The 23,427-nt window shown below is 64.8% G+C and carries 23 protein-coding genes; 17 read left to right on the top strand and 6 right to left on the bottom strand.

Going from position 1 to position 23,427, the window contains the following annotated elements:
* Window positions 1-159 precede the first annotated feature (159 nt).
* The 4 genes from F562_RS0108470 (at window position 160) to F562_RS18540 (ending at window position 2,879) form a co-directional block, all read left to right on the top strand.
* Window positions 160-780 (top strand): hypothetical protein, encoded by a 621-nt coding sequence (locus F562_RS0108470; RefSeq protein ID WP_018156520.1) that lies wholly within the window; start codon window positions 160-162, stop codon window positions 778-780.
* A 5-nt stretch (window positions 781-785) separates the two neighbouring features.
* On the top strand, window positions 786-1,388 hold the full coding sequence (locus tag F562_RS0108465) for a class F sortase (protein ID WP_156822588.1): 603 nt from the start codon (window positions 786-788) through the stop codon (window positions 1,386-1,388).
* A 321-nt stretch (window positions 1,389-1,709) separates the two neighbouring features.
* On the top strand, window positions 1,710-2,123 hold the full coding sequence (locus F562_RS18545) for a class F sortase (RefSeq protein ID WP_281164209.1): 414 nt from the start codon (window positions 1,710-1,712) through the stop codon (window positions 2,121-2,123).
* A 144-nt stretch (window positions 2,124-2,267) separates the two neighbouring features.
* Complete coding sequence (locus tag F562_RS18540; RefSeq protein ID WP_018156516.1) at window positions 2,268-2,879, top strand: HdeD family acid-resistance protein; 612 nt, start codon at window positions 2,268-2,270, stop codon at window positions 2,877-2,879.
* Here the strand turns inward: F562_RS18540 and F562_RS0108450 are convergent.
* Entirely contained in the window at window positions 2,857-3,969 is a 1,113-nt protein-coding gene (locus F562_RS0108450) for a PQQ-dependent sugar dehydrogenase (protein WP_018156515.1), read from the bottom strand. The genes F562_RS18540 and F562_RS0108450 overlap by 23 nt on opposite strands.
* A gap of 61 nt (window positions 3,970-4,030) precedes the next feature.
* On the opposite strand from F562_RS0108450, the gene F562_RS0108445 reads away from it, so the two are divergent.
* From F562_RS0108445 to F562_RS20140, 6 genes are all read left to right on the top strand, one after another.
* Window positions 4,031-4,948, top strand: coding sequence for a 2-hydroxyacid dehydrogenase (locus F562_RS0108445; RefSeq protein WP_040385661.1), 918 nt, complete (start codon window positions 4,031-4,033; stop codon window positions 4,946-4,948).
* Window positions 4,949-4,965: 17 nt separating this feature from the next.
* Window positions 4,966-5,490 (top strand): SixA phosphatase family protein, encoded by a 525-nt coding sequence (locus tag F562_RS0108440; protein WP_026181123.1) that lies wholly within the window; start codon window positions 4,966-4,968, stop codon window positions 5,488-5,490.
* Window positions 5,491-5,535: 45 nt separating this feature from the next.
* Window positions 5,536-7,287, top strand: coding sequence for a dihydroxy-acid dehydratase domain-containing protein (locus F562_RS0108435; RefSeq protein WP_018156512.1), 1,752 nt, complete (start codon window positions 5,536-5,538; stop codon window positions 7,285-7,287).
* Between the two features lie 49 nt (window positions 7,288-7,336).
* Window positions 7,337-8,119, top strand: coding sequence for an ABC transporter ATP-binding protein (locus F562_RS0108430; RefSeq protein WP_018156511.1), 783 nt, complete (start codon window positions 7,337-7,339; stop codon window positions 8,117-8,119).
* Window positions 8,089-9,681, top strand: coding sequence for a hypothetical protein (locus F562_RS0108425; RefSeq protein ID WP_018156510.1), 1,593 nt, complete (start codon window positions 8,089-8,091; stop codon window positions 9,679-9,681). The genes F562_RS0108430 and F562_RS0108425 overlap by 31 nt, the downstream gene beginning before the upstream one ends.
* A gap of 142 nt (window positions 9,682-9,823) precedes the next feature.
* Window positions 9,824-11,221, top strand: a complete 1,398-nt coding sequence (locus F562_RS20140) for an HNH endonuclease signature motif containing protein (protein ID WP_245553633.1) — start codon at window positions 9,824-9,826, stop codon at window positions 11,219-11,221.
* Window positions 11,222-11,274: 53 nt separating this feature from the next.
* On the opposite strand, the gene F562_RS0108415 is transcribed toward F562_RS20140, so the two are convergent.
* Genes F562_RS0108415 through F562_RS0108395 form a run of 5 tightly spaced genes read right to left on the bottom strand, consistent with a single transcriptional unit; the run spans window position 11,275 to window position 15,227 of the window.
* On the bottom strand, window positions 11,275-12,282 hold the full coding sequence (locus F562_RS0108415; protein ID WP_018156508.1) for an NADP-dependent oxidoreductase: 1,008 nt from the start codon (window positions 12,280-12,282) through the stop codon (window positions 11,275-11,277).
* Window positions 12,279-12,815: a PaaI family thioesterase gene (locus tag F562_RS18530; RefSeq protein WP_018156507.1), complete on the bottom strand. Its 537-nt coding sequence runs from the start codon at window positions 12,813-12,815 to the stop codon at window positions 12,279-12,281. The genes F562_RS0108415 and F562_RS18530 overlap by 4 nt, the downstream gene beginning before the upstream one ends.
* A complete protein-coding gene (locus tag F562_RS0108405) occupies window positions 12,812-14,170 on the bottom strand; it encodes an MFS transporter (protein WP_156822586.1) in 1,359 nt (452 codons plus the stop codon). The genes F562_RS18530 and F562_RS0108405 overlap by 4 nt, the downstream gene beginning before the upstream one ends.
* A gap of 57 nt (window positions 14,171-14,227) precedes the next feature.
* The gene (locus F562_RS0108400) at window positions 14,228-14,671 is read right to left on the bottom strand and encodes a winged helix-turn-helix transcriptional regulator (RefSeq protein WP_026181121.1); all 444 of its coding nucleotides are present in this window, start codon (window positions 14,669-14,671) and stop codon (window positions 14,228-14,230) included.
* Between the two features lie 46 nt (window positions 14,672-14,717).
* Window positions 14,718-15,227, bottom strand: a complete 510-nt coding sequence (locus F562_RS0108395; RefSeq protein WP_018156504.1) for an FBP domain-containing protein — start codon at window positions 15,225-15,227, stop codon at window positions 14,718-14,720.
* Between the two features lie 358 nt (window positions 15,228-15,585).
* Between F562_RS0108395 and F562_RS0108385 the strand changes: the two genes are divergently transcribed.
* From F562_RS0108385 to F562_RS0108355, 7 genes are all read left to right on the top strand, one after another.
* A complete protein-coding gene (locus tag F562_RS0108385) occupies window positions 15,586-17,460 on the top strand; it encodes an acetolactate synthase large subunit (protein ID WP_018156502.1) in 1,875 nt (624 codons plus the stop codon).
* 1 nt (window position 17,461) lies between these two features.
* Window positions 17,462-17,977: an acetolactate synthase small subunit gene (ilvN, locus tag F562_RS0108380; protein WP_018156501.1), complete on the top strand. Its 516-nt coding sequence runs from the start codon at window positions 17,462-17,464 to the stop codon at window positions 17,975-17,977.
* A 63-nt stretch (window positions 17,978-18,040) separates the two neighbouring features.
* Complete coding sequence (gene ilvC / locus F562_RS0108375; RefSeq protein WP_018156500.1) at window positions 18,041-19,072, top strand: ketol-acid reductoisomerase; 1,032 nt, start codon at window positions 18,041-18,043, stop codon at window positions 19,070-19,072.
* Window positions 19,073-19,456: 384 nt separating this feature from the next.
* Window positions 19,457-20,161, top strand: coding sequence for an alpha/beta hydrolase (locus F562_RS0108370; protein WP_026181120.1), 705 nt, complete (start codon window positions 19,457-19,459; stop codon window positions 20,159-20,161).
* An 85-nt stretch (window positions 20,162-20,246) separates the two neighbouring features.
* On the top strand, window positions 20,247-21,224 hold the full coding sequence (locus F562_RS0108365) for a DMT family transporter (RefSeq protein ID WP_083915612.1): 978 nt from the start codon (window positions 20,247-20,249) through the stop codon (window positions 21,222-21,224).
* On the top strand, window positions 21,221-22,162 hold the full coding sequence (locus F562_RS0108360) for a quinone oxidoreductase family protein (protein WP_018156496.1): 942 nt from the start codon (window positions 21,221-21,223) through the stop codon (window positions 22,160-22,162). Before F562_RS0108365 ends, F562_RS0108360 begins: the two co-directional genes overlap by 4 nt.
* Window positions 22,163-22,344: 182 nt before the next feature.
* Window positions 22,345-23,397 (top strand): 3-isopropylmalate dehydrogenase, encoded by a 1,053-nt coding sequence (locus F562_RS0108355; protein ID WP_018156495.1) that lies wholly within the window; start codon window positions 22,345-22,347, stop codon window positions 23,395-23,397.
* Window positions 23,398-23,427: the final 30 nt, after the last annotated feature.

Here is a 23,427-nt window from a genome sequence, read left to right as displayed (position 1 = left end):
GCGCGAATTCACGCCAGATTCATGGGACGAGGAAGACGGCGCCAGATTCGTTGCGTACGCTGACGGCAGCATGCGCCGCTGTGGGGGTCGGAAGGGGCACTCCGGAGGCGCATCGACTCATGGCCGTGACCGTCGCGGCCGTCCTGAGGGAGGAATCACATGAAGAACATGACGTCGCGCTCTACGCGCGTCGCTGCAGCGGTTGCGATTGCTGGCGGTTTGTCCGTGGCCGGTATGTCCACGGCATCTGCTGCTGTCGAGGGAAACCTCGAGACCAGTAACCCGATGTACTACTGCGAGGGTGGCGCGCAGAAGTTCGTCGTCTACACGCGCACGCTGAACTCGACGGACACGGTCAGCTACACCGTTGGTGGGCAGTCCAAGGAACTCGGCGAGTTCGAGCCCAAGAAGCGTTTCGGCTACGTGTACGCGATCCGCGACCTGGGTGGGACGAAGGTCAGCATCACGTTCTCCACGAAGAAGAGCGGCGACAGCATCACGGTCCCGGTTTCGGTTCCGACCAGCTGCAACGGTCTGCCGACTGAGCGTCCCAAGACGGACTGGGAAGGCCAGGCAGTCGGCCCGGAGGGTTCAGCTGATCCGAGCGAGACGGCCACCAGCTCCGCGCCGGCAGACACCGACGCGCCGAGCGGCCCCCCGGTCGAGACCGGCGTGGTGTCCGATGGAACCAACGGCAGCACCCTGGCTCTCGTCGGCCTGCTGTCCATGGGTGTTGTGGCCGCTGGCGCCGCTGCGACCACTCGCCTCAACAAGCGCTGATTCGCATGGGTCGGACATCGACGGCGACGACTATTGCGGTGGCCCTGATCGCGTTGACCGGCTGTGCCGGCAGCGACACGGGCACCCCCTCGTCGCCGTCGGTGTCGGCCGGTGGCAGCACCGGGTTGAACGGTGCTGCGCCGGGGCCCACCGCTTCGAGCACCCAAGCGCCGGCGGGTAAGCCTGCCGGGCTGTCAATGCCAAGCATCGATTTTGACGAGAAGGTCGCGTCGATGGGTGTCTCGAAAGAGGGCACGATCAACCCGCCCGCTGGCGTGGTGCAGTGGTACAACAAGTCGGTCGTCCCCGGTGCCAAGGGAATCTCGGTCATTGCCGGGCACGTGGAGTACGACGGACCGGATGTCTTCCACGACCTTGACGAACTCGACAAGGGTGACGTGGTGACGGTGTCCTACGGCGACGGCAAGACCAGGAAGTTCAAGGTCTATGCCGAAGAAGCCATTAGCAAGAACAAACTTCAGACCGACGGCCGCGTGTGGGGGTCCTCAGATACCCCGGTTCTCGCCCTGATTACGTGCGATGCCAATTCGCAGGTCGTCGATCGGCACCACGTCGACAACTATGTCGTGTGGGCAAAACCTGTGTAAGGGGACTCGGTGAAGGTGTTTCGATCATGGTCAGCGGGGGTTCTGGCCATCGCGGCGTCTGGGGCGTTGACCGGCTGCGGGGACTCCGACTCGGCAGGGGGTACGACACCGACCGTCTCGTCATCCATCACCTCGCCTGTGCGAGCGACGGCGACGAAGACGACGAAGGCGCCTCAAGCGACGACGAGCACGGCGACCACGAGCAGCACGACCAGCACGGCAAAGCCGACCAGCACCACGCCACCGGCGCCGAAAACGACCAAGCCTGCACCAACAGCCACCTCCCGTCAGGTGGCCAGCGGAGTGCCCGTTCGGTTGACCATGCCGAGCGTGGGCCTCAACGAGCCGGTCCGCGCCATGGGCCTGAGCAACGGGGCGATCAATCCGCCCCCGCACGTGGTCCAGTGGTACACGGCCTCACCTCGACCCGGTGCGCCCGGGATTTCGGTCATTGCGGGTCACGTCGGTGCATACGGTGGACGACCGGGCATCTTTTCCACTCTGCCGAACCTGTCACCGGGCGACCGCATCACCATCGGCTATGCCGGAGGTGGAGAGCGCACGTTCCGGATCTACAACAAGGAGCCGGTAGGCAAGAAGGCACTCCAACGCGACCCCCGAGTCTGGGGTCAGTCCGCCAAGCCAGTCATCGCCCTGATCACGTGTGATGACGATGCGCCATCCAACAACGGGCATAGCGTCCGAAACTACGTCGTGTGGGCTGCGCCGGTCTGATCGCGGGTTGGAGCCGACGACAACCGATCTAGGCAAGGTTGGTCGAATCGACATGGCGGTGTGCGAGGTGTGCCGCGACGATTGATGGTGGGGGAGCATTCGCTGTCCCGGCCTGTCAGGCAGGCCACCTCAACAGGAGATTTCATGACTTCCGCGACTGAGCTCGACCCTGCCCAGGAATCCCCGTTAGCGCGTATTGCGCAGAAGAGCTGGACCTATGTCCTAGGTGTGGGAGTCCTCGCAATGCTGCTGGGCATCATGACCTTGGCATGGCCAGCACCCACCTTGCTCGTGGTGGCCATCATGTTTGGGGCGTACCTCCTGACGCGGGGAATCCTTGACCTGATCACGGCGTTCGGCCCAGACACTCCCGGCAGTTTCCGGGTCCTTGGTGTGCTGAGCGGCGTCATTTCCATCATTCTTGGCGTGATGTGCCTGCGCTCGGAGTTGCAGTCGCTGGTCTTCTTGGCCGTCTGGATCGGGATCGGGTGGATCATCAGCGGCGTGAGTGGTGCCATTCAGGCGCTCTCGGCACCCAAGCAGGCAGGCCGCGGTTGGGCCATCGTGAGCGGTGTCATCGGATTCATCGGTGGTGTCGTCCTGATCGTGAGCCCGCTCAGCTCGATTGCGATGCTGACCATTTTCTCCGCGATCTTCCTGATCTTCATTGGTGCCACGCAGATTGGGCTCGCATTCTCGCTGCGCTCGGCTCGCAAGAAGGCACCGGCGGCGGCTACTTCGGTTCCCAGCGAATAATTCGATCGTCGCCGTCGCGGGCATCACCGCGAAAGGTGTTGTTACTCATCACCCATAAGGCGCCGGACGGATCGACGTGAACCGTTCGTACCCTCCCGAGGGCGGGCATACTCGCTCTGGCGGGTGTGCCCGCCTTGCCGTCCCGCAACGGCACCTGCCACACACGTTGACCGGCCAGGGCTGCGACATACGCGTTGTCGCCGTTAATTGCGAGGCCGCTGGGGGAGGACTCAGACGTACGCCACTGGACGAGCGGGTCGATGAAGCCGCGTCGGTTGGCCTTTCCTTCTACGGTGGGCCAGCCGTAGTTCTTTCCCGGCGTGATGAGGTTCAACTCATCAAAGGTGTTCTGGCCGAACTCCGTGGCGTACATCCGGCGGTCGTCATCCCAGGCGATGCCCTGCACGTTTCGGTGCCCGTAGGACCACACCCTCGACCCCGAGATGGGGTTTCCGGTCGCTGCCTTGCCGTCCTGGGTGATCCGCAAGATTTTGCCGCCGAGATTCTCGATGTCAGGTGCGCGGGAGGGCACCCCCGCATCGCCAGTGGTGACGTACAACTGGTTGTCCGGTCCGAAGGCCAATCGGCCACCATTGTGAAACGACGCCTTGGGGATGCCGGAGAGGATGACCTTGTCACTCTTCAGCGTTGAGCCCGTCCACTTCATCCGTTCGACTCGGTTGTCGCCCGCGGCGGTGTAGTAGACGAATACCCTTTTGTCTGTGGCAAATTCGGGGGACACGGCGATGCCAAGCAGACCTCCCTCCTGGTCGGGGCGAGCATCACTCACCGTGGCAACCGTGCGCGGCTGGACGCCTGCGCGTAGGTGGAGGACGGAGCGTTGGTCGCGTTGAGTGACGAGCGCTGAGCGATCTGGCAAGAACGCGAGTCCCCATGGAACATCGAGTCCCGTCACGACCGTGCTTCCGAATGAGGGATGTGATCCCGTGGGGCCGGGAGTGGCGGACGCTGCAGGTGCCGATGGCGTGACCGTGCGAGTGTTTTCCGCTGGGTCGGCGCTCGAGCATGATGCGAGGGCACAACTGATCACGACGAGAAGGGCGCCGGTGCGACGGGCGTTGGTCAGCATGGGTGATTATCACCTTCGGACCTGTGCACGCGGTGACAACGGCGTCTCCTACGGTGAGTCCATGACTGTCGTCTCCCTCCCCGTCCTGGACTGGGTCGCTGCACTTGGCGATGTCCCTGATGTCGAGTTCGTCCACTGGGATCTCAGCGCGGCCCCAGTGCGCGAGGACATCGAGGTGGTCGTCGGCCCCTATATGGCCTCGCCAAAGCGTCTTGAGTGGCTGGCCGAGTTGCCTCAGCTGCGTGCGGTCCAATTGGTGACTGCGGGATATGAGCACGCGCTGAGGTATCTGCCAGACGGAGTGGTTCTCGCCAACGGCGCGGGAATTCACGACACGTCGACTGCCGAACTAGCGCTCGGACTGACCCTCGCCGCGCAGCGCGGCCTCCCTGATTTTGCGCGGGCTCAGGAACGTGGCGAGTGGCTGCGCGCCGCTGGCCTCCCGTCCCTGGCTGACCGAAACGTCCTCGTCCTCGGGTACGGCTCTGTTGGTCGAGCCATCGTTCGGCGCCTGAATGCCTTTGAGACCAACGTCACGGCGGTGGCCTCACGGCGTCGTCCCGGGGACGAGTTCGTCGATGAGGTGCACGGGATCGAGGATCTACCTGACCTGCTCCCGAGCGCCGAGATCGTCATTCTGATCGTTCCTCTGACTGACGCCACTGAAGGCCTGGTAGACGCCGACTTCTTGGCGGCGCTTCCTGATGGAGCGCTCGTCGTCAATGTCGCCCGCGGCAAGGTGGTCGACACTGACGCGCTTGTCGCGGCGTTGCAGGCGGGGAAGGTGCGCGCCGCGCTCGATGTCACTGACCCGGAGCCGCTGCCGAACGGTCACCCCCTGTGGTCCTGCCCGGGCTTGCTGATCAGTCCACATGTGGGCGGCGCCTCGACGGCGTTCGAGCCGCGTGCGGTGGATTTCTTGCGCCGCGAACTGACTCGGTATGCGCGTGGTGAGCGACTGAGTCACATCGTCGCGTGATGCGTCACCATGGAGCCATGACGGATTCGACTCGCGTGCTCATCCTGCTGCGCCATGCCAAGGCTGCCGACCCTGAAGGGCGGGCCGATCGTGACCGGCCGCTGACCGAGCGTGGGGTCGCCGACGCCACAGCCGCAGGGGAGTGGCTCAAAGACGAAAACTTGCTGCCCACCCAAGTGTTCTGCAGCCCCGCGCTTCGCACCCGGCAGACGTGGAGCGCGGTCGTCGAAGCGACCGGCCAGGGGGGCCTAGTCGACCACGATGAGCGCATCTATAACGCCTCCGACGAGCAGTTGTTGCAGGTCCTGCGTGAGACCGACGACAACGCGAGCACCGTTGCGTTGGTTGGTCATTCGCCAGGGGTGCCGATGCTCGCGGCATTACTGGATGACGGCAACGGGGATCAAGTTGCTCGTGCGAGCCTGGGAGATAGCTTCCCGACCTGCACCGCGGCGGTCTTCCGCATCAGCACTGCCTGGGCGGATCTTGCCGCGGGCTCGGCGGAGTTGGTGGAGGTGCGCACGTCGCGGTTCTCAGCATGAGTTCCGCCGCGTCAGCACATACGGCGCTGAGTCATAATCGACATTATGAGTACCACCATCTGGAAACCCGGCCAGGACTGCCAAGCGGTCGCCACCGCTCACCTGCTGGGACAGGACCCCGACGACGTCCACGGCGACACCTGGGGTGTGGTCGGCACGCTCGGTGACTCCATCTGCTACGGCGGTGTCGCCGACAAGGTCAGCGCTGTGCACGAGGAGTTGGGCCGTCGCATCCGCGAGCGTGAGTTGCACCGACGGTTGATTGCCCCGAGTTTTGCCAGCGGTATTTCGGACGGCCAGCGCAACGGGACACCGCAGATGCGCTACTCGCTGATCGGCCGCGAGACCGTCCACGACGGCATGTTGGTGCATCTTGAAGGCAGCGACCTGCAGGGCGTCATCGCGGTGGTCGCGTGCGACAAGCCGCCGGTGGGAACCGTTGCTGCGCTACTGGAGCACAACGTACCTGCGGTCGTGATGTCCGATGGCTCGATCCGCCCCGGCCATGACCCGGAAACCGGCGAGACGATCGATCTGGTCGGTTGCTTCCAGGTGGCGTCTGACCCTGACCTTGCCAAGCGAGAGCGCTGGGCTCGTCATGCCTGCCCCGGTATCGGGTCGTGCGGCGGCATGTTCACGTACAACACGATGCAGTCCTTCATCGCCACCATCGGCCTTGAACCAGTTCACATGGTTGCGCCTGGCTCCGATGATCCGCGCCGGCTGGAGTTGTTCCCGGAGCAACTGGTCGACTGCCTGCAGGTGATGAGCGATCGCGGTTTGCGTCCGCGCGATCTGGTCACGCCAGCCGCGCTGCGCAACGCGACCATCGTCGCGATCGTGATGGGCGGCTCGACCAACGTGCTGCTGCACGCCCCGAAGATCGCGGGTGCGGCCGGCATCGACTTCTGGGCCGACGTGATGAGTCCAGCGGAGTTCAACCGGCTTTCTCACTCGCTGCCCGTCCTAATCAACGCGCGCCCATTCGGGCAGTACTCCATGGTCGACATCGAAGACCGTGGTGGGTTGCCGGTGATCCTCCAGGAGTTGCTGGGCGCGGGCCTCATCGACGGCAGCACCATGACCTGCACCGGTCAGACGCTGGCCGAGCAGGTTGCGTCCCTCGACCCGCCGGCTCCCGACGGCGACGTCATCCACCCGATGAGTGCGCCGTTCAAAGACACCGGAGGTCTACGCGTGCTCGGCGGGAACCTCAGCCCTGACGGCGGCGCGGTGCTCAAATTGGCTGGTGTCGAAGGCGGCATCGATGCCAACAACCAGTTTGTTGGTAAGGCCCGCGTGTTCAATAGCGAGGTCGACCTCCTGGCGGCGCTGATCGATCAGCCGGAGAGTTTCGCCGATCACGACATGGTGGTCATTCGGTACGAGGGCCCGCGCGGGGCGCCGGGAATGCCCGAGATGCTCGACCCCACGTCGCGGATCACTGCTCTGTGTCGGGAGCGGGGCATCACCGTCGCGCTGCTGACGGACGCCCGCTTCTCTGGCGGGTCAGTGGGCTTGGTCATTGGACACGTTGGACCGGAGGCCGCCGCGGGAGGGCCCATCGCCCTTGTCGAGGATGGCGACACCATCGTCGTCGATCTCAATGCCGACACGTTGATGTGTCAGGAGCTGCAGGATCCGGAGGTCTTCCGCACGCGTCAGGAACGCTGGCAAGCGGAGGTCGATGCCGCAGGAGGCTTGCATCCGAATGTTCGGCCGGTCGACAGCCGTTTGCTGAAGCGGATGCGTGCCCTGGCCAGCCCTGCCATCGAGGGCGCGGGGATGACGACCTGATCGGAGAAGTTCCGGGCCCGGGTGTCAAGGACTGTGCTTGACTCGAGACATGACTCTTCTCGGGGATGAGGCACTGGTCCTGGACGGGCTGACCAAGCAGTTCGGCAACAAAGTCGCGGTCAATCACCTGTCACTTCGCGTTCCGCGCGGCTCGATGTATGGCGTAGTCGGGCCGAATGGCGCGGGCAAGACCACGACGCTGTCGATGGTGACCGGGCTACTGCGTCCCGACCTGGGACGCGCAGTCGTGCTGGGCCACGACGTGTGGAGCGACCCGGCGAAGGCGAAGTCACTGATGGGCGTGCTGCCCGACGGGCTACGGACGTTTGACCGGCTGAGCGGCCGGGAGTTGCTGCGCTATCACGGCCTGTTGCGCAGCATGCCGGAGCCGACCGTGCTTGAGCGTCGCGACCAATTACTCGGGTCGCTCGGTTTGGCCGATGCCGGTGACAAGTTGGTGGTGGATTACTCCGCCGGTATGACCAAGAAGATCGGTCTGGCCTGTGCGTTGATCCACGCGCCGAGAGTGCTCTTGCTGGACGAACCTTTCGAAGCCGTCGATCCGGTGTCGGGCCAGGTCATCCGGCAGATCCTGCAGCAGTACGTCGCCGGGGGCGGCACGGTGGTCCTGTCCAGTCACGTGATGGAACTCGTGGAGAGTCTGTGCGACCACCTCGCCGTCATCGTCGACGGTCAGGTGGTCGCTGAGGGCGGGCTCGATGACGTACGACAGGGCCAGACACTCCAGCAACGTTTTCTCGGGCTGGCTGGGGTGCGGGCCGGGGAAGGAGAGGTGCTGTCGTGGTTGCAGTCCTCGCCCGGCTCCAACTGACTCTGATGGCCCGGGGCCTGCGACAGAGCCCCGGTCGCGTCATCGGACTTCTGCTCGGTGCGTTCTTCGGTCTCGTGGCCGTGACCGCAATAGTCGTGACCTTTGCGGTGAGCGCGTCCAACTCCGCCGCGCAGATCCAAAGCCTTACGGTTGCCATCCTCACGAGCGTGGTGATTGCGTGGATTGTGCTGCCATTGCTGCTTTTTGGGGTCGACGCGACTTTGGACCCGGCACGATTCGCGCTACTCCCGTTGACGATCAACCAACTTCGCCCTGCACTGCTCGCCGCCGGGCTGTGCGGGGTTCCCGGTGTCCTGACCGCCCTGGTCTTGCTCGGCTCGCTGTTGGCCTGGACCGGACAGTCTGCTCTGACTATTGTCGTGGCGCTGCTGATGGCGCCGGTGCTCCTGCTCACCTGCTTTTTGGCGGCACGCGCGTTGACCTCGTGGTTCGCGGCCGCACTCTCCTCTCGTCGTTTTCAGGACTTCTCGGCGTTGGTGCTGGGCATCTTCGTCGTCTCGTTCGGGTTGGGATCGCAGTTGCTGACCAATGGCCTGGCCGCCGACCCAGACAGAACTGCCGGACTGATGGAGGATTCGGCGGCCGTGCTGGGGTGGACGCCACTCGGGTGGGCGGCCGCGGTGCCCGGAGACGTCGCGCAGCAGCAGTGGGGTGTGGCCGCCGCACGGTTGGTTCTTGCGCTCGCGCTCGTGGTTTTGCTGTGGGTGGTCTGGGGTCGCGCACTGCATCGCGCATTGACCACAGCCATTGAGGCCGGTTCGGCACCCGCGGCCGGTGCCGGAGGATTCGCTGACCGGATCTATCCGGCGACCCCCGCGGGTGCCATTGCCGCACGCTGCCTGCGCTACTGGCGACGCGACCCCCGCTACTCGGTCTCGCTTGTGAGCTTGGTGGTCGTGCCGCTCATGATCGGCGTGACGAGCACATTTGGCCCCGGAGGTGCGGGACTTGGGGCGTTCGCCATGCCGGTGATCCTTGCGACCCTCGTCGGGGTGGGGCTGGTTGCCGACTTGGCGTACGACCACTCGGCACTCTGGACCCACGTCGCCTTGGGCGCTCCCGCCGTTGCCGATCGGATGGGCCGGATCCTCGCGGTGCTGACGATCACTGCCCCCATTCTGGTGTTGAGCTACGCCGCTGCCCTCGCGATGAGCGGGCGCGCCGACCTGTGGCTGCCGCTGCTTGCCGCGCTACCACCGCTGCTGTTCGGCGGCCTCGGCGTGTGTTCGTGGGTCGGGGCCATAAATCCAGGCCAGGCGCCACCGCCCGGAACAAACCCCTTTGGTACGGGCGGCTCCGGAGCGGGCGTCCTCACGATGCTGATTTTCTTCGGCGCGGGGCTAGCGACCGTCGTGCTTGCCGCGCCGATCTTGATTCCGCTGATGATCTGGGGGTCAGACACCCTGGTTGCGGCCATCCTGCTCGCCGTCGGATTGGCGTGGGGCCTGCTCATCCTCCGGTTGGGCGTGACGGCTGGCGGACGGCGCCTAGAGCAGACCTGGCCGGAGATCCTGACCAAGGTGAGCGTCGGGAAGGCCTGAGGCCGGCGGCCTTATGCGGCTCGCCTCCTTCGAGATACTCGGCGACGGCGAACGGTCGCGCCATGCTGTCGGTGGTCGGGGTTAGTGTGGGGAGTAGTTCGAACACTAGTTCGGATTACTGGTTGGCGGGGAGGTGTGATTCGTGTCTGTGGATGTGCCGTTGTTGGCTGATGTGACGCCCCTGACGGTGGGCGGTGTGCCCGCGGACGCTGGGATGAGTGTTCATGAGTGTGCTGGGCGGGTGCATGCCGTACTTGAGGCGTTAACGGGGATTACTGCTGTTCGGTATCAGGCCTCGAGTGGGCAGTTAGCGGTGCTGACTCAGGAGGTGTTGGCGGTGCTGCAGTTGGCCGAGTCCGCAGCTGTCGGCTTGGTCGCTGAAGCAATACAGCGGGGTGTGATCGATGACTCGACCGCTGCCGGAGCAACACAGTGGGTATCCCGCCTGGCATCTGGTGAACCGATCGGGCGTTTGCTTCCTGATGCGGTGCACCCTGCGCGTCGTGAACCGGCACGGGTTGATTGGCCGGGGGTGGAGCCAGTGGTCGCGGCACGAATCGCGAAGGTTGCGGCCGCGTGTACCCAGCCTCAGAACGAGGTGCTGGTCACCGCGCTGAGGACCGGCCAGGTCGGGGTTGCCGCAGCGAGTACCGCGCTCGTCGAGGTCGAAAAGATCATGCCCGTGCTGCCGGGTAGCACCCGTGATGAGGTGTTCGGGTACTTCCTCGCGTTACCAGCAGGGTCAGGGTCGAGGGCGATCCGTGAACTGGGTAAACGGGTGATCGCCACGTTCGCGGACCAGGACTATCTGGATGACGCGGACCGCAAACTCGATGCGGCCGAAACGGTGACGTGGATGGACCTGCCGAACGGGATGACACGACTGGTAGCCGACCTGGGCCCGTTGCACGCTGCCCAGGTAGAACACGCGATTGACGCGTTATCCAGGCCCGCGCCGGGCAACACGTGCTGTGAGCAGGTGTTCCACCGCCACACCGGTGGAGAACGCACCGGAGAGCCGGATGACCGGACCCCTGGTAAACGCCGCGCTGATGGGTTGATGCTGCTGCTCACCCGCGGCGCGGACCAGATCGATGCCGATGGCGCCATCGTGACGAGCGGCCAAGCAAAACTCGTCATCACGATCGATCACGACGTCCTGACCGGCACCCTGCGCGGGTTCGGGCGCACCGAGGCCGGCGCAGCACTCAACCCGGGTCAGGTTCGTCGACTCGCGTGCGACGCGGACATCCTCCCCATGGTCCTGGGATCCGACAGCGAACCCTTAGACGTTGGCCGGAGGCAACGACTCGTCAGCGGCGGGCTATGCGCCGCGGTCATCGAACGAGATCGCCATTGCACCTACCCCGGATGCGCAAGACCACCCAGCTGGTGCCAAGTCCACCACGTCATTCCATGGCACAACGGCGGCGAAACCTCACTCACCAACTCAGCCCTGCTATGCCAAACCCACCACGCCACCGTCCACCGCGAGAAACACACCGCGACTGTTGGGCGATCCGGGGTGTCCTGGGACTAACGGAAGAAGCCCCGGACAACACCCTCGCCTCACTGCGCGGCGCCGAGGTTGACTCATGGCGTGGGCTCACCGCGGGTAATGACGACCTTGCCGTGTGCCTTGCCCTGTTCGACGTGGGCCATGGCGTCCAACGTCCGGTCGAAGTCGAAGCTGAGGTCGACCACGGGCCTGAGCGCGCCGCTGTCGTAGAGGTCGGCAAGGTGCGCGAGTTGGCTTCCATTGGCCTGCATGAAGAGGAAGGAGTATCGAACGCCCAACTTCGTGGCCCGCTTGCGTACCGACCGGCTCAGGAGCGCCATGACTGGCTTGAGCAGCGGCTGGCGGAGCTGTGCGGCGAAAGCCGGGTCAGGCGGGCCGACGACGCTGATGGCCAGACCACCCGGCCGGAGAATCGTGAGGGACTTCTTCAGGTTGTCTCCGCCGAGCGAGTCCAGCACCAGGTCGTACGCGGAGAGGACGTCGGAGAAGTCTTGCTGGGTGTAGTCGACGACTTGATCAGCGCCGAGGGCCGTGACCTTCTCCACGTCTCTAGTGTGCGCAGTCGTGGCGACGTAAGCGCCCAGGTGCTTGGCAACCTGAATGACCGTCGAGCCGAGCCCCCCGGCCCCTGCGTGCACCAGAACCTTCTGGCCGGGTTGGACCTTGGCGACATCGACGAGCGCCTGCCACGCGGCCAAGGCGACGAGCGGAACTGCGCCAGCCTCGGTGAAGGACAGCGATGCCGGCTTCAGGGCCACGTCGGCCTGGTCGATAGCGATGTGCTCGGCAAAGGTGCCTATCCGCAGATCGCGAGGTCGGGAGTACACCTCGTCACCCACCGCAAACCGCGCGACGTTGGTGCCAGTCTGCGTTACGACGCCGGCGACGTCGTGGCCGAGGACGAACGGAGTCTTGTACTTCAGTAGGTGCTTGAACTCGCCATTTCGGACCATCTTGTCCAGCGGGTTGATGCTGGCGGCCCGCACGTCGACCAGGACGTCGTCGGCCCCAACTGCAGGGGTAGGCACCTCGCTGGGCGTCAGTCCGTCAACGCCGTAGTGGGTCGCGACGAATGCCTTCACGAGGTTGTTCCGTCTTTCTGCGCGAGCTGTGACGTCGTTGAGTCTGGAGGGATGGGAAACAGCAGGCAGGTGGCCATTGCATGGGCAACGGTGCGGCCCTTCGCATCGACGATGGTGGCTTCAGCGGTGGCGGTACGGCGTCCCATCGTCACGACGTCACCGCGGCATCGGAGCAGATCGCTGTCGAGGTTGGCTGCCCGAGTGAACTTGATCGTCAGATCCAAGGAGGTATAGCCAGTTCCTGCGGGAAGCCTGGTCTGGACCGCGCAGCCGAGCGCTGAGTCGGCAATCGTGGAGAGGATGCCGCCGTGGACCGAGCCGATGGGGTTGAAGTGCCATTCGGCCGGTTCCATTTCGAAAACGGCCCACCCGTCGCCAGCCTCAACCGGCATGATCCCAGTTGTTGAGCTGACGGGCGGCAGCGGTAACTCACCCCCGCTGATCTGATTCAAAAATTCGATGCCATCCAACTCTCCCGCCGCTCGGGCCAGGATGCGCGGGTCGCTCCACGTGTGGGTACGTTCGCGGGTCATGAGTTCGGCTCCTTCAGTGATTGGATCGCGAGGGCAAACGCCCCAGCCAGCGTGAGAATGACTGACGCGACGACCGCGTTCCGCCAGCCCTCCACGATGCCGCTTCCGCTGTACGTCGCGATCATCGCGAACAGGGTGATGCCACAGGAAGCGCCGAGGTAGCGCGCGGTGTTGTTCGCGCCGCTGGCCATGGCAGCCTGGTCGGCTGGAACGCTCGCGACCGCGTCACGCCCGAGTATCGCGTTCAGCCAGCCGGTGCTGATTCCGGCGAGTGCCAGGGGCACCACCAAGCCCGCCGAAGAGTCCGACCACAGGGCCGTCAGCATGCTGAACGCGGTGAGGGCCAGCAGCGCGGCGATCGCCCCTGGCCCATGCAGGTCGAACGGCAGCCTTCTCACCGATAACGCAGCCACGGTGCTGGTGACCGCCCAGGCCAGAGGGGGCATGCTGGCCGCTTGAAGGGACTCTCCAAACCCGGCTTGGGCGACGGTCGGGAGAAATGACGCCATGCCGATCATCCCGGCGCCCAAAACCAACGCGCCGACCGTCGTGGCAAGGAATCGCGGTAGCCGCAGCAGGTCGGGGTCGATCAGCGGCTGTCGTACTCGCCGCTCCACGATGATCAACGCTCCGAAGGTGAGCAGGGCGACTGTTGCCAGGACCACGACCGAGGCGCCTACCCCGGTACGGGCCTCGGTCATTGCGCAGACCGCGAGAATGAGCCCGGACGACAGCAGTGTTAGGCCAGTTACATCGATCCTGCGCGGCGACTGCGCTCGCGAGTCGGGAATCCGGCGCATCGACAGGGCCAAGATGGCAACGCCGCCGACCGCGGTGGCTACGTAGTTCTCCCGCCAGCCGGTACCGACATCGAGGACCACCGCAAGCACCGAACCGCCGGCGATGCCGCCCCCGACGCTCGCGCCCCACACAGAGGTAGCGCGGACGCGGTTCGGTCCAGTCGGGTAGGCGTGCGCGAGTAGGGCGAGTCCGCAGGCCAGCACCGCCGCGCCTCCCGCGCCCTGAATGAGTCGTCCGCCAACCAGAACCCAGGGGTTCCAACTCGCCGCCACGACTCCGGCGCCCACGATGACGCCGGCCAACCCCAGGAGATACACGCGCCGTCGACCAAGCCGGTCCCCTAGGAGCCCCCCAGCCAGCAGGAAGCCCGCAAGGCCGACGCTCATCGAGCTCAGAATCCAGGCTCGCGCAACAGCGCCCGCGCCGACGTCTTCGGAGGTCACTGGAAGTGTCGCCATCGGCGTCACATACGTGACGAGAACCAGTGCCGTCCCCGCGGCCACGGCAGCGAGCGTGCCATGCCCCGAGCGACTAGATTGGATTTTCCAACTCACCAGCGTGACTCTACCGCTACGAGCGAGGCGGCGTGCGTCAGGCGCGTGAAAGCCCGTTCAACGAGTAGCGGACGGCATCTCGGCGATGGAGACCTCGCCGTGCCTGACAATGTCTCCGCAAGCCCTGCACGCAAGGACCGGCTGATACTCCGAGCCACAAGAATGTTCGAAGCGCACGGGCGGGCCGGACTCCCCGGCGAGGTGGCGATCGCCGAACTCCCGCATCGTGGCGATGATGGGCGTCAGTGACCGACCAATTTCAGTTAAGTGGTATTCGAATCGTGGAGGGCGTTTCTCGTATTGCACCCGCCGCACGACACCCTCGGCCTCCAGCCTGCGAAGACGATCGGTGAGGATGTCGCGCGGCGCACCGGTGTGGCGCGCGATCTCATCGAATCGATGGCACCCAATCAGCATCTCGCGCACCGCCAGCAAGGTCCACTTGGTGCCAACAAGTTCCAGAGTCCGCGCGACTGAACACTCACGCACGTCGGAAGTCATACTCCGAATAGTAGGTCGTGAGTTGGAACGCACAACCCGCTCAGGCTCAGCCACTCGCGCCGAGCACGCGATTGACGAATCGGCTCGATCGCTCTTGTAGTCCGGCGATCCGCAGTTGCCGGTACATCTCTTTGTCGTCTTCGTCATTGCTGAAGACCTCGGACTCGGTCGGCTGACGCCGCACGTTGCGCGAACACCGGAAGTCGGTGCAGATCAGCGTCCCGATCGAATCGCCACGGCGGCCGGGTGCACCGGCGCGGCGAGCCACGTACATCGACACGTCGTCGGTCTCGATCACGTCCTCGCACCAGGAGCACACCGCTTTACGCCGTCTACGCGCGGACGGCTCGTTCGTCCGCAGCATGATTCCGGTGGGCGTGCCCTCATGCTCGAGCACGACATACGCGAGTTGCGGGCGCTTAGGGTCGATCCACCCGAGCAGATCTAGACGGTCCCAGCGAATGATGTCGAGGTCGGGGAGGGTGGCCTGGGTGCGCTCTCGTTTGCTGGTGTTGATCAGGCTCGCGCGAATGGCGTCAGCGGTCAGTGGATTCATGGCACGGCTCTTTCGGTCGATGGCGGGGAGGTGAGATGGCGGGCCTGACCAGGCCGAAGCTGGCCAGTCCGGCCACCCCGCATCCTGCGGCGCTGCTGCGCATCGCGTGCTCCTTGTTCGACGGTGAAACGTGCCGAGTGCACTCTGCCTCATCGGGGTCCGGCCATGCCACGTCATTTTGGGGCGACCGGATAGTGAGATGCCTGTCTCACGATGTTGACCATTGAGTCTGGCCAACAGAAGATGAGGTCGTGGCACGAATTCTCGTACTTCCTTAGCGCGCTAGGCCTCCGGCCCTGCGCGCTCACCCTCATTGCCCTTCCGGGCTGAGGGTTTTTTTGTGCCCGACGAACGACACATGAAAGCGGTGACCTCCGTGACTGACCTGAAGGCCCAAGACCGACGTGCTCCCTCGCCCGCCGATATCGCCTCCCAGGTGCGCCCCGAATCGGTAGAAGTCACCGGCGCCCAGAGCCTCGTCCTGGCGTTGGAGGCCGCCGAAGTCGACACCGTCTTCGGGATCCCCGGCGGCGCCATCCTGCCGGCTTATGACCCGCTGCTGGACTCGGTGACGGTGCGCCACATTCTGGTTCGTCACGAGCAGGGCGCCGGGCATGCGGCCCAGGGCTACGCGGCGGCAACAGGCAAAGTCGGGGTCTGTATGGCCACGAGCGGACCTGGGGCAACCAACCTGGTCACGCCTTTGGCCGACGCCTACATGGACTCGGTGCCGATCGTCGCTATCACCGGGCAGGTTAGTTCCAAGACGATCGGAACTGACGCCTTTCAGGAAGCCGACATTCGCGGCATCACCATGCCGATCACCAAGCACAACTACCTCGTCACAGACCCTGCGGACATCCCGCGGGCCATTCGCGAGGCGTTCCACGTGGCATCGACAGGCCGACCCGGCCCCGTGCTCGTGGACATCACCAAAGACGCCTTGACGGCCACTACCACCCATGTGTGGCCCGATGCGGCTGACCTTCCGGGCTACCGCCCCACGACCCGGCCGCACCACAAACAGATCAAGGCCGCTGCCGAGATGATTCGGGCCGCCGAGCGCCCGGTGCTGTATGTCGGTGGCGGCGTGATCCGCGCCGAGGCGTCCGCGGAAATTCGCGAACTGGTCGACCTCGCGCAGATCCCCTTGGTCACGACCTTGATGGCGCGCGGCGCGGTTCCCGATAGCCATGAATTGCACCTGGGAATGCCTGGCATGCACGGCTCGGTTCCGGCGGTGACTGCTCTCCAGCGAGCCGATCTGCTGATTGCGCTGGGCACTCGATTCGACGATCGAGTCACTGGCCAACTCAGCTCATTCGCGCCGTACGCCAAGGTGATTCACGCTGATATCGACCCAGCCGAGATCTCCAAGAACCGCGCAGCCGACGTGCCGATCGTCGGTGATTGCAAGCAGGTCATTCGCGCGCTTGTCGACATGCTGAGCCCTGCGATCGAGGCAGGCGAGGGGGGCGACTACACCGCTTGGCGGCGGCGGACGGCGACCTGGAAGAAGGATTTCCCCCTGGGCTACGCCGATCCCGAGCCGGGAGGAGTGGCGCCGCAGGCGGTGATCCAACGCATTGGTGAGTTGACCGGACCGGAGGCGACCTATGTGGCTGGAGTGGGTCAGCACCAGATGTGGGCGGCTCAGTTTGTGCAGTATGAGCGGCCCAACAGCTGGATCAACTCCGGCGGCGCCGGGACGATGGGCTACGCCGTGCCAGCCGCTATGGGTGCCAAGGTAGCCGAACCAGACCGGGTTGTGTGGGCCATCGATGGTGACGGTTGCTTCCAGATGACCAACCAAGAACTCGCGACCTGCGTGATTAACAACATCCCGATCAAGGTCGCGATCATCAACAACTCCAGCCTTGGCATGGTGCGCCAGTGGCAGACCCTGTTCTACAGCCAGCGCTATTCCAACACCGACTTGCACACCTCGGCGGGCGGCAGTCGGGTGCCCGACTTCGTCAAGCTGGCGGAGGCATACGGATGTGCCGGGTTGCGTTGCGAGACACCGGAAGACGTGGACGCCACGATCAAACAGGCGCTGGAGATCAATGACCGTCCAGTCGTCATCGACTTCGTTGTTGAGCGCGATGCGATGGTGTGGCCCATGGTCCCCGCGGGGGTCAGCAATGACAAGGTCACCATGGCGCGGGCCATGACTCCGGTCTGGGACCGCGAAGACGACGAAGCCAGCGACGAGACCGCAGAGGAGCTCTGACATGCCCACCCATCACACGCTGTCCGTGTTGGTTGAAAACCAGCCCGGCGTGCTCGCCCGAATCGCGGGCTTGGTCGCGCGTCGTGGATTCAACATCGAATCGCTCGCCGTGGGCCCCACCGAGCAGCCCGAGGTGTCGCGCATGACGATCGTGGTTGACGTCGAGTCGATTGCGCTCGAGCAGGTGACCAAGCAGCTCAACAAGCTCATCGAGGTGCGCAAGGTCGTCGAGTTGGAGGGCGACTCCTCGGTGCAGCGCGAGGTGCTACTCATCAAGGTGCGCTGTGATCCGACGACCCGGTCGCAAGTGCTTCAGTTGGTCGAAGTGTTTCGAGCCAATGTTATTGACCTGCAACCAGATTCGATCATCATTCAGACGACCGGAGCGCGCGACAAGGTCGGCGCTTTCCTCGCGGCGCTGGAGCCGTACGGTGTGCGTGAACTGGTGCAGTCCGGCGTGATCGCGATGGGCCGTGGCTCTCGCTCGATCACCGACCGGTCACTCCGTTCGGCATGACCTTCGACCGCCCAATGACCCCACATCCACAAGCTGGACAACACGAAATACAGGAGATTCACCGTGGCTGAGATGTTCTATGACGACGACGCCGATCTGACCGCTATCCAGGCCAAGAAGGTGGCCGTCATTGGTTACGGCAGCCAGGGCCACGCGCACGCGTTGAATTTGCGCGACAGTGGCGTAGACGTCCGCGTCGGACTGGCCGAGGGCTCCAAGAGCCGCGAGAAGGCCGAGAATGAAGGCCTCCGTGTCCTGACCGTGGCCGAGGCGGTGAAGGAAGCTGAGGTCGTGGTGATCCTGACCCCCGACCAGGTGCAGCGCACGGTCTACGCCGAGCAGATCAAGCCCAACCTCAACGAGGGCACGGCGCTGGTCTTTGGTCACGGCTTCAACATTCGCTATGACTACGTCAAGCCCGAGGCAACTTCCGATGTCTTCATGGTGGCACCCAAGGGCCCAGGACACTTGGTGCGCCGCGAATACGTTGATGGGCGAGGTGTTCCCGTCATCGTGGCCGTCGAGCAGGACCCGTCCGGCGAGGCTTGGACGCTCGCGAAGTCCTACGCCAAGGCCATCGGTGGTCTTCGCGCTGGCGGTATCAAGACGACCTTCACCGAAGAGACCGAGACGGATCTGTTCGGCGAGCAGGCCGTGCTCTGCGGTGGCGCGTCACAGCTGGTCCAGTACGGCTTCGAGACGCTGATCGAGGCGGGCTATCAGCCGGAGGTCGCGTACTTCGAGTGCCTGCACGAACTCAAGCTCATCGTCGACCTCATGGTCGAGGGCGGTATCGCCAAGCAGCGCTGGTCGATCTCCGACACTGCGGAGTATGGCGACTACGTCTCCGGCCCGCGGGTGATCGACCCGAGCGTGAAGGAAAATATGAAGGCGGTGCTGGCGGACGTGCAGAACGGCGCTTTCGCCAAGCGATTCATCGATGACCAGGATGCCGGGGCGCCGGAGTTCAAGGCGTTCCGCGAGAAGGCCGCCCAGCACCCGATCGAGAAGACCGGCAAGGGCCTGCGCGAGCTCATGGCCTGGATCGACACCGATCAGGACACCGACTACGTCGAAGGTTCGTCGTCTCGCTGACCTGAACCCGTCTCTCATCCTGAGAAACGGGTTCCAGAACGTGGACGCGCCGCCGTACCTTAGGGCCTGTCGCTCGCGCCTCATCCTTCGGCGCGGCGTCAGGTCGATATGAGGCAACACTCCGTCGCGGAGAACCCGCACGAGTTGCTTCCCGACCACTCATAGTTACTGGCCGCCTCGTGGCGGCGCCGAACGTGAAGGACACCGACATGACTGAAGAGCAGCTGGACGCACGCCGCGCGCTGCAGGAGTCACTAGACCTGCGTGATTGATCTCCTCGCGCAGGATTTGTAGGAGATTGGGAGCCCCTGGCCGACCGTGGACATCGGCCAGGGGCTCCGCCATGTCTCGGGGAGGGTTCGTCCCCGGACTTAGGGTGCGCGCATGATTCATATGCGCTGCGATTTCTTCTCCGACGCGTTGGAGCTGAGCACCTCGATGACCGTGCTGATGCCGCAGTCGACGTCGACCCAGATCGGTATGGGTGGCACGTCACGCGAGGGACAAGCGCCCGTGCTCTATCTCCTCCATGGGCTTTCAGACGATGACACCGCCTGGATGCGGCGTACCAGCATCGAGCGGTACGCCTCCGAACTCGGGATCGCGGTCGTCATGCCTCAGGTGCATCGCAGTTTTTATACCGACCTGGCCCACGGCGGCGGGCGTTATTGGGCCTTCGTCGCGGGCCTATCGATGGGCGGGTACGGCGCACTCAAATTGGCCTTGCGCCAACCCGGCCGGTTCGCCGCAGCGGGCTCGCTGTCCGGCGCGCTCGACATTTGCGCGGTGCACGAGTCTGGCTCGCGTGAGGACTTGGTTGCCAACATCTGGGGCGCGGGCGGCCCGCCGGCGGAGGACGACCTTGTTGAGCTCCTGCGGGCAGCAGACCCGGCGGCGCTCCCGGCCCTGTGGGCAACCTGCGGCACCGACGATGAGTTGATTAGCCATCAGCGGACCGTGGTCGAGGCGGCAGAGCGGCGGGGGATCGCCATCACCGCGGAGGAGCATCCTGGGGAACACACCTGGGAGTTCTGGGACGAGCACATCCAACGCTTCTTGGCCTGGCTGCCGCTGGATCGCGAAGTGTAAGAACGCAGTTGGCCGCCGCGCAACGCGCCGCTTGATGTCGGAAATCGGCCGGAACTCTTCGATGGCAAGGGGTGGAATGGTCGTCATGTCATCGACCGTTAATTCGACCCGCGCTGCAACCCCGCACCCCTCAGGAGCGTCGAGTGGCGTGCTCTCTGGAAGCGGCGTAGTCGTCCAGTTCGTGCTTCTCGCGCTGGCGTGGGGCTCGAGCTTCTTGTTCATCAAAATCGGGCTAGAGGAACTGTCTCCGACGCAGGTTGTCCTCGCGCGCATGGTGTTCGGTGCCGCGGCGCTCGGAGTCTTCGCGACAGCCACCCGCAGCCCAATACCGCGAGATCTCCGGCTCTGGGGGCACTTGACGGTCGTGACGACCTTGCTTTGCGTCGTGCCGTTCACGCTATTCGCGTGGGCGGAACAGGAGATCTCCTCGGGCTTGGCGAGCATCTTCAACGCCACGACGCCGCTCATCGCGATGGTGGCGGCGGCCGTGATGCTGACCAGCGAACGCCTGACTCGAGAGCGGGTCGTCGGACTCGGACTCGGATTCGTCGGCGTGGTCATCATCATCGGGCCATTCGGCGGTCTGGGAGGCGGAAGCGTGTCGGCGCAACTGGCGTGCCTCGGCGCGACCACCTGTTATGGGGTGGCCTTCGCCTATTTGCGCCGTTATGTGGCGGGACGTGGAGTTCCCGCGGCGTCGTTGGCGTTCATCCAGATCCTGATTGGTGCGCTCATGATGATCCTGGCCGCGCCGTGGGTGGCGAGCTCGCCTGTTGACGGGCTGAGTTGGCGGGTGGTCGTCAGCATGGTGGTGCTCGGTGTTTTCGGAACCGGGTTCGCCTACGTTTGGAACACCAACATCGTGACGTCGTGGGGAGCCACGAACGGCGCGGCTGTGACCTATCTATCGCCGATCGTGGGTGTCGCCCTCGGCGTCATCGTGCTGAGCGAGCCGCTCACCTGGAACCAACCGCTCGGCGCGACACTGGTCGTTGTGGGGATCATGACCTCCCATGGCCGGGTGCATCGCGTCGTGCGTTTGAGATCTAGCATCGATGAATGACGACCACGCGCGCACTTGTAGTCACCGGTCCGGACCAATTTGCTCTGCAGCACTTTGACGTCCCGGAGCCGGCGGCCGACCAACAACAGGTTGAGGTGGCGGCCATCGGCGTCAACTTCATCGATGTCTACCAGCGGCAGGGTGTGTATCCGGTGCCCACCCCGTTCGTGCTGTGTTCGGAGGGTGCTGGTACGACACGGGACGGCCAACGGGTCGCCTGGGCACAGCATCTGGGCAGCGGTGCAGGTCTAGTGAATGTGCCACGCGAGGCACTGGTTCCGGTACCTGACGGCGTTGACCTGGATGTCGCCGCCGCGGTGATGCTCCAAGGGTTGACGGCTCATTACCTGATCTCCAGCACCTTCCCGATTAAGGCGGGCGATGTCGCGCTCGTGCACGCCGCGGCCGGGGGAGTGGGCCAGCTGCTCGTCCAGCTCATCACCGCCCGCGGTGGACGGGTGATCGCCACGGCCGGCACGCAGGCGAAGCGCCAGAAGGCGTCCGACCTCGGCGCGGACACCGTGATCGACTACACCGCTGACATCGACCTGACGGCGGCCGTACGCGACGCCACCGGTGGTCGCGGAGTCGACGTGGTCTACGACGGGGTGGGCAAGTCGACCTTCGAGGCATCGCTCGGATCTCTGCGCCCACGCGGCATGGTCGTGCTTTTTGGCGGCGCCAGCGGCCAGGTGCCGCCATTCGACCTGCAGCGCCTCAACAAGGCGGGATCGGTCTTTGTGACCCGCCCCAAGCTCGGTGACTACCTGCAGGATCGCGCCGAGTTGGAGTGGCGAGCGGGCGAGATCCTCGGTGCCGTGGCCGGTGGTTCGCTGCAGGTCGAGATCGGCGGTCGGTACGCGCTCGCTGACGCCGCGAAGGCGTACGCCGACCTTGAGGGGCGGCGTACCACCGGCAAGCTGCTGCTCCTCCCGTGACTGGACGGTTGATGGTGAACTAGTCCTCGGCGCATTGAGATTCCGTTCAGCCGCACCGGGTGCGGCTGAACGGAATCCTTGACGTGGGCGGCTGATCGACTGGTGCGTGCGCACCACGGTCCAGCAGCCCGGATCGTGAGACCTAAGTTTCACGATGCAAGACCCCGACCTACGCTCGCGTCATGACTGAGGCAGGCAGCGAACGGATCAATCTGGCCGTCATCGGCGGCGATGGAATCGGCCCAGAGGTCGTAGCCGAGGGCCTCAAGGTCCTCGAAGCGGTGACCTCCGCAACCGTCGACCAGACCGTTTACGACCTCGGCGCGAAGCGCTGGCACGCGACCGGTGAGGTTCTCCCGGACACGGCCTTGGAAGAGTTGCGCGGGCACGACGCGATCCTCCTTGGTGCGATCGGTGATCCCAGCGTCCCGAGTGGCTTGCTAGAGCGAAACCTGTTGCTTCGCATCAGGTTTGACTTCGACCACCATGTCAATCTGCGCCCGTCCAAGCTGTTCCCGGGCGTTTCGTCGCCGCTCGACGTCGCCCGCATCGCGCCCGATGGGATCGACTTCGTCGTGGTGCGTGAAGGCACCGAGGGTCCCTACACCGGCAACGGGGGCGCGCTGCGCGTCGGTACGCCGCACGAGCTTGCGACCGAGGTCAGCGTCAATACCCGCTTTGGTGCCGAGCGCGCGGTGCGCGATGCCTTTGCTCGCGCCCAGGCTCGTGAGCGCAAGCACCTCACGCTGGTCCACAAACACAACGTGCTGGTGCACGCTGGCCACCTGTGGCGACGCACGGTGGAGGAAGTCGCAACCGAGTTCCCCGACGTCGAGACCGCCTATGCGCACGTCGATGCCGCCATGATCTATCTGGCGCAGGACCCGGGTCGCTTCGACGTCATCGTGACCGACAACCTGTTCGGCGACATCGTCACCGACCTTGCGGCGGCGGTCACTGGCGGTATCGGCCTGGCCGCGTCGGGCAATATCAACCCCGACCGCACCGCTCCGTCGATGTTCGAGCCGGTGCATGGTTCCGCGCCCGACATCGCGGGCCAGGCCAAGGCAGACCCCACCGCCGCGATCTTGTCGGTGGCGATGATGCTCTCGCACCTGGGGCGTACGTCCGAAGCGACCCGAGTCGAAGACGCCGTCGCGGCAGACCTCGCCGAGCGGGGCGACGCCACGCGCAGCACCAGCGAGGTCGGCGACGCGATCGCCAGCCGTCTCTGAGGCACCCGCCCGCTGACTCAGCGCGGGGAG

It is taken from the genome of Demetria terragena DSM 11295, from assembly GCF_000376825.1.
In the GTDB taxonomy this organism is placed as follows: domain Bacteria; phylum Actinomycetota; class Actinomycetes; order Actinomycetales; family Dermatophilaceae; genus Demetria; species Demetria terragena.
This window is presented reverse-complemented; position numbering and strand designations above follow the sequence as displayed.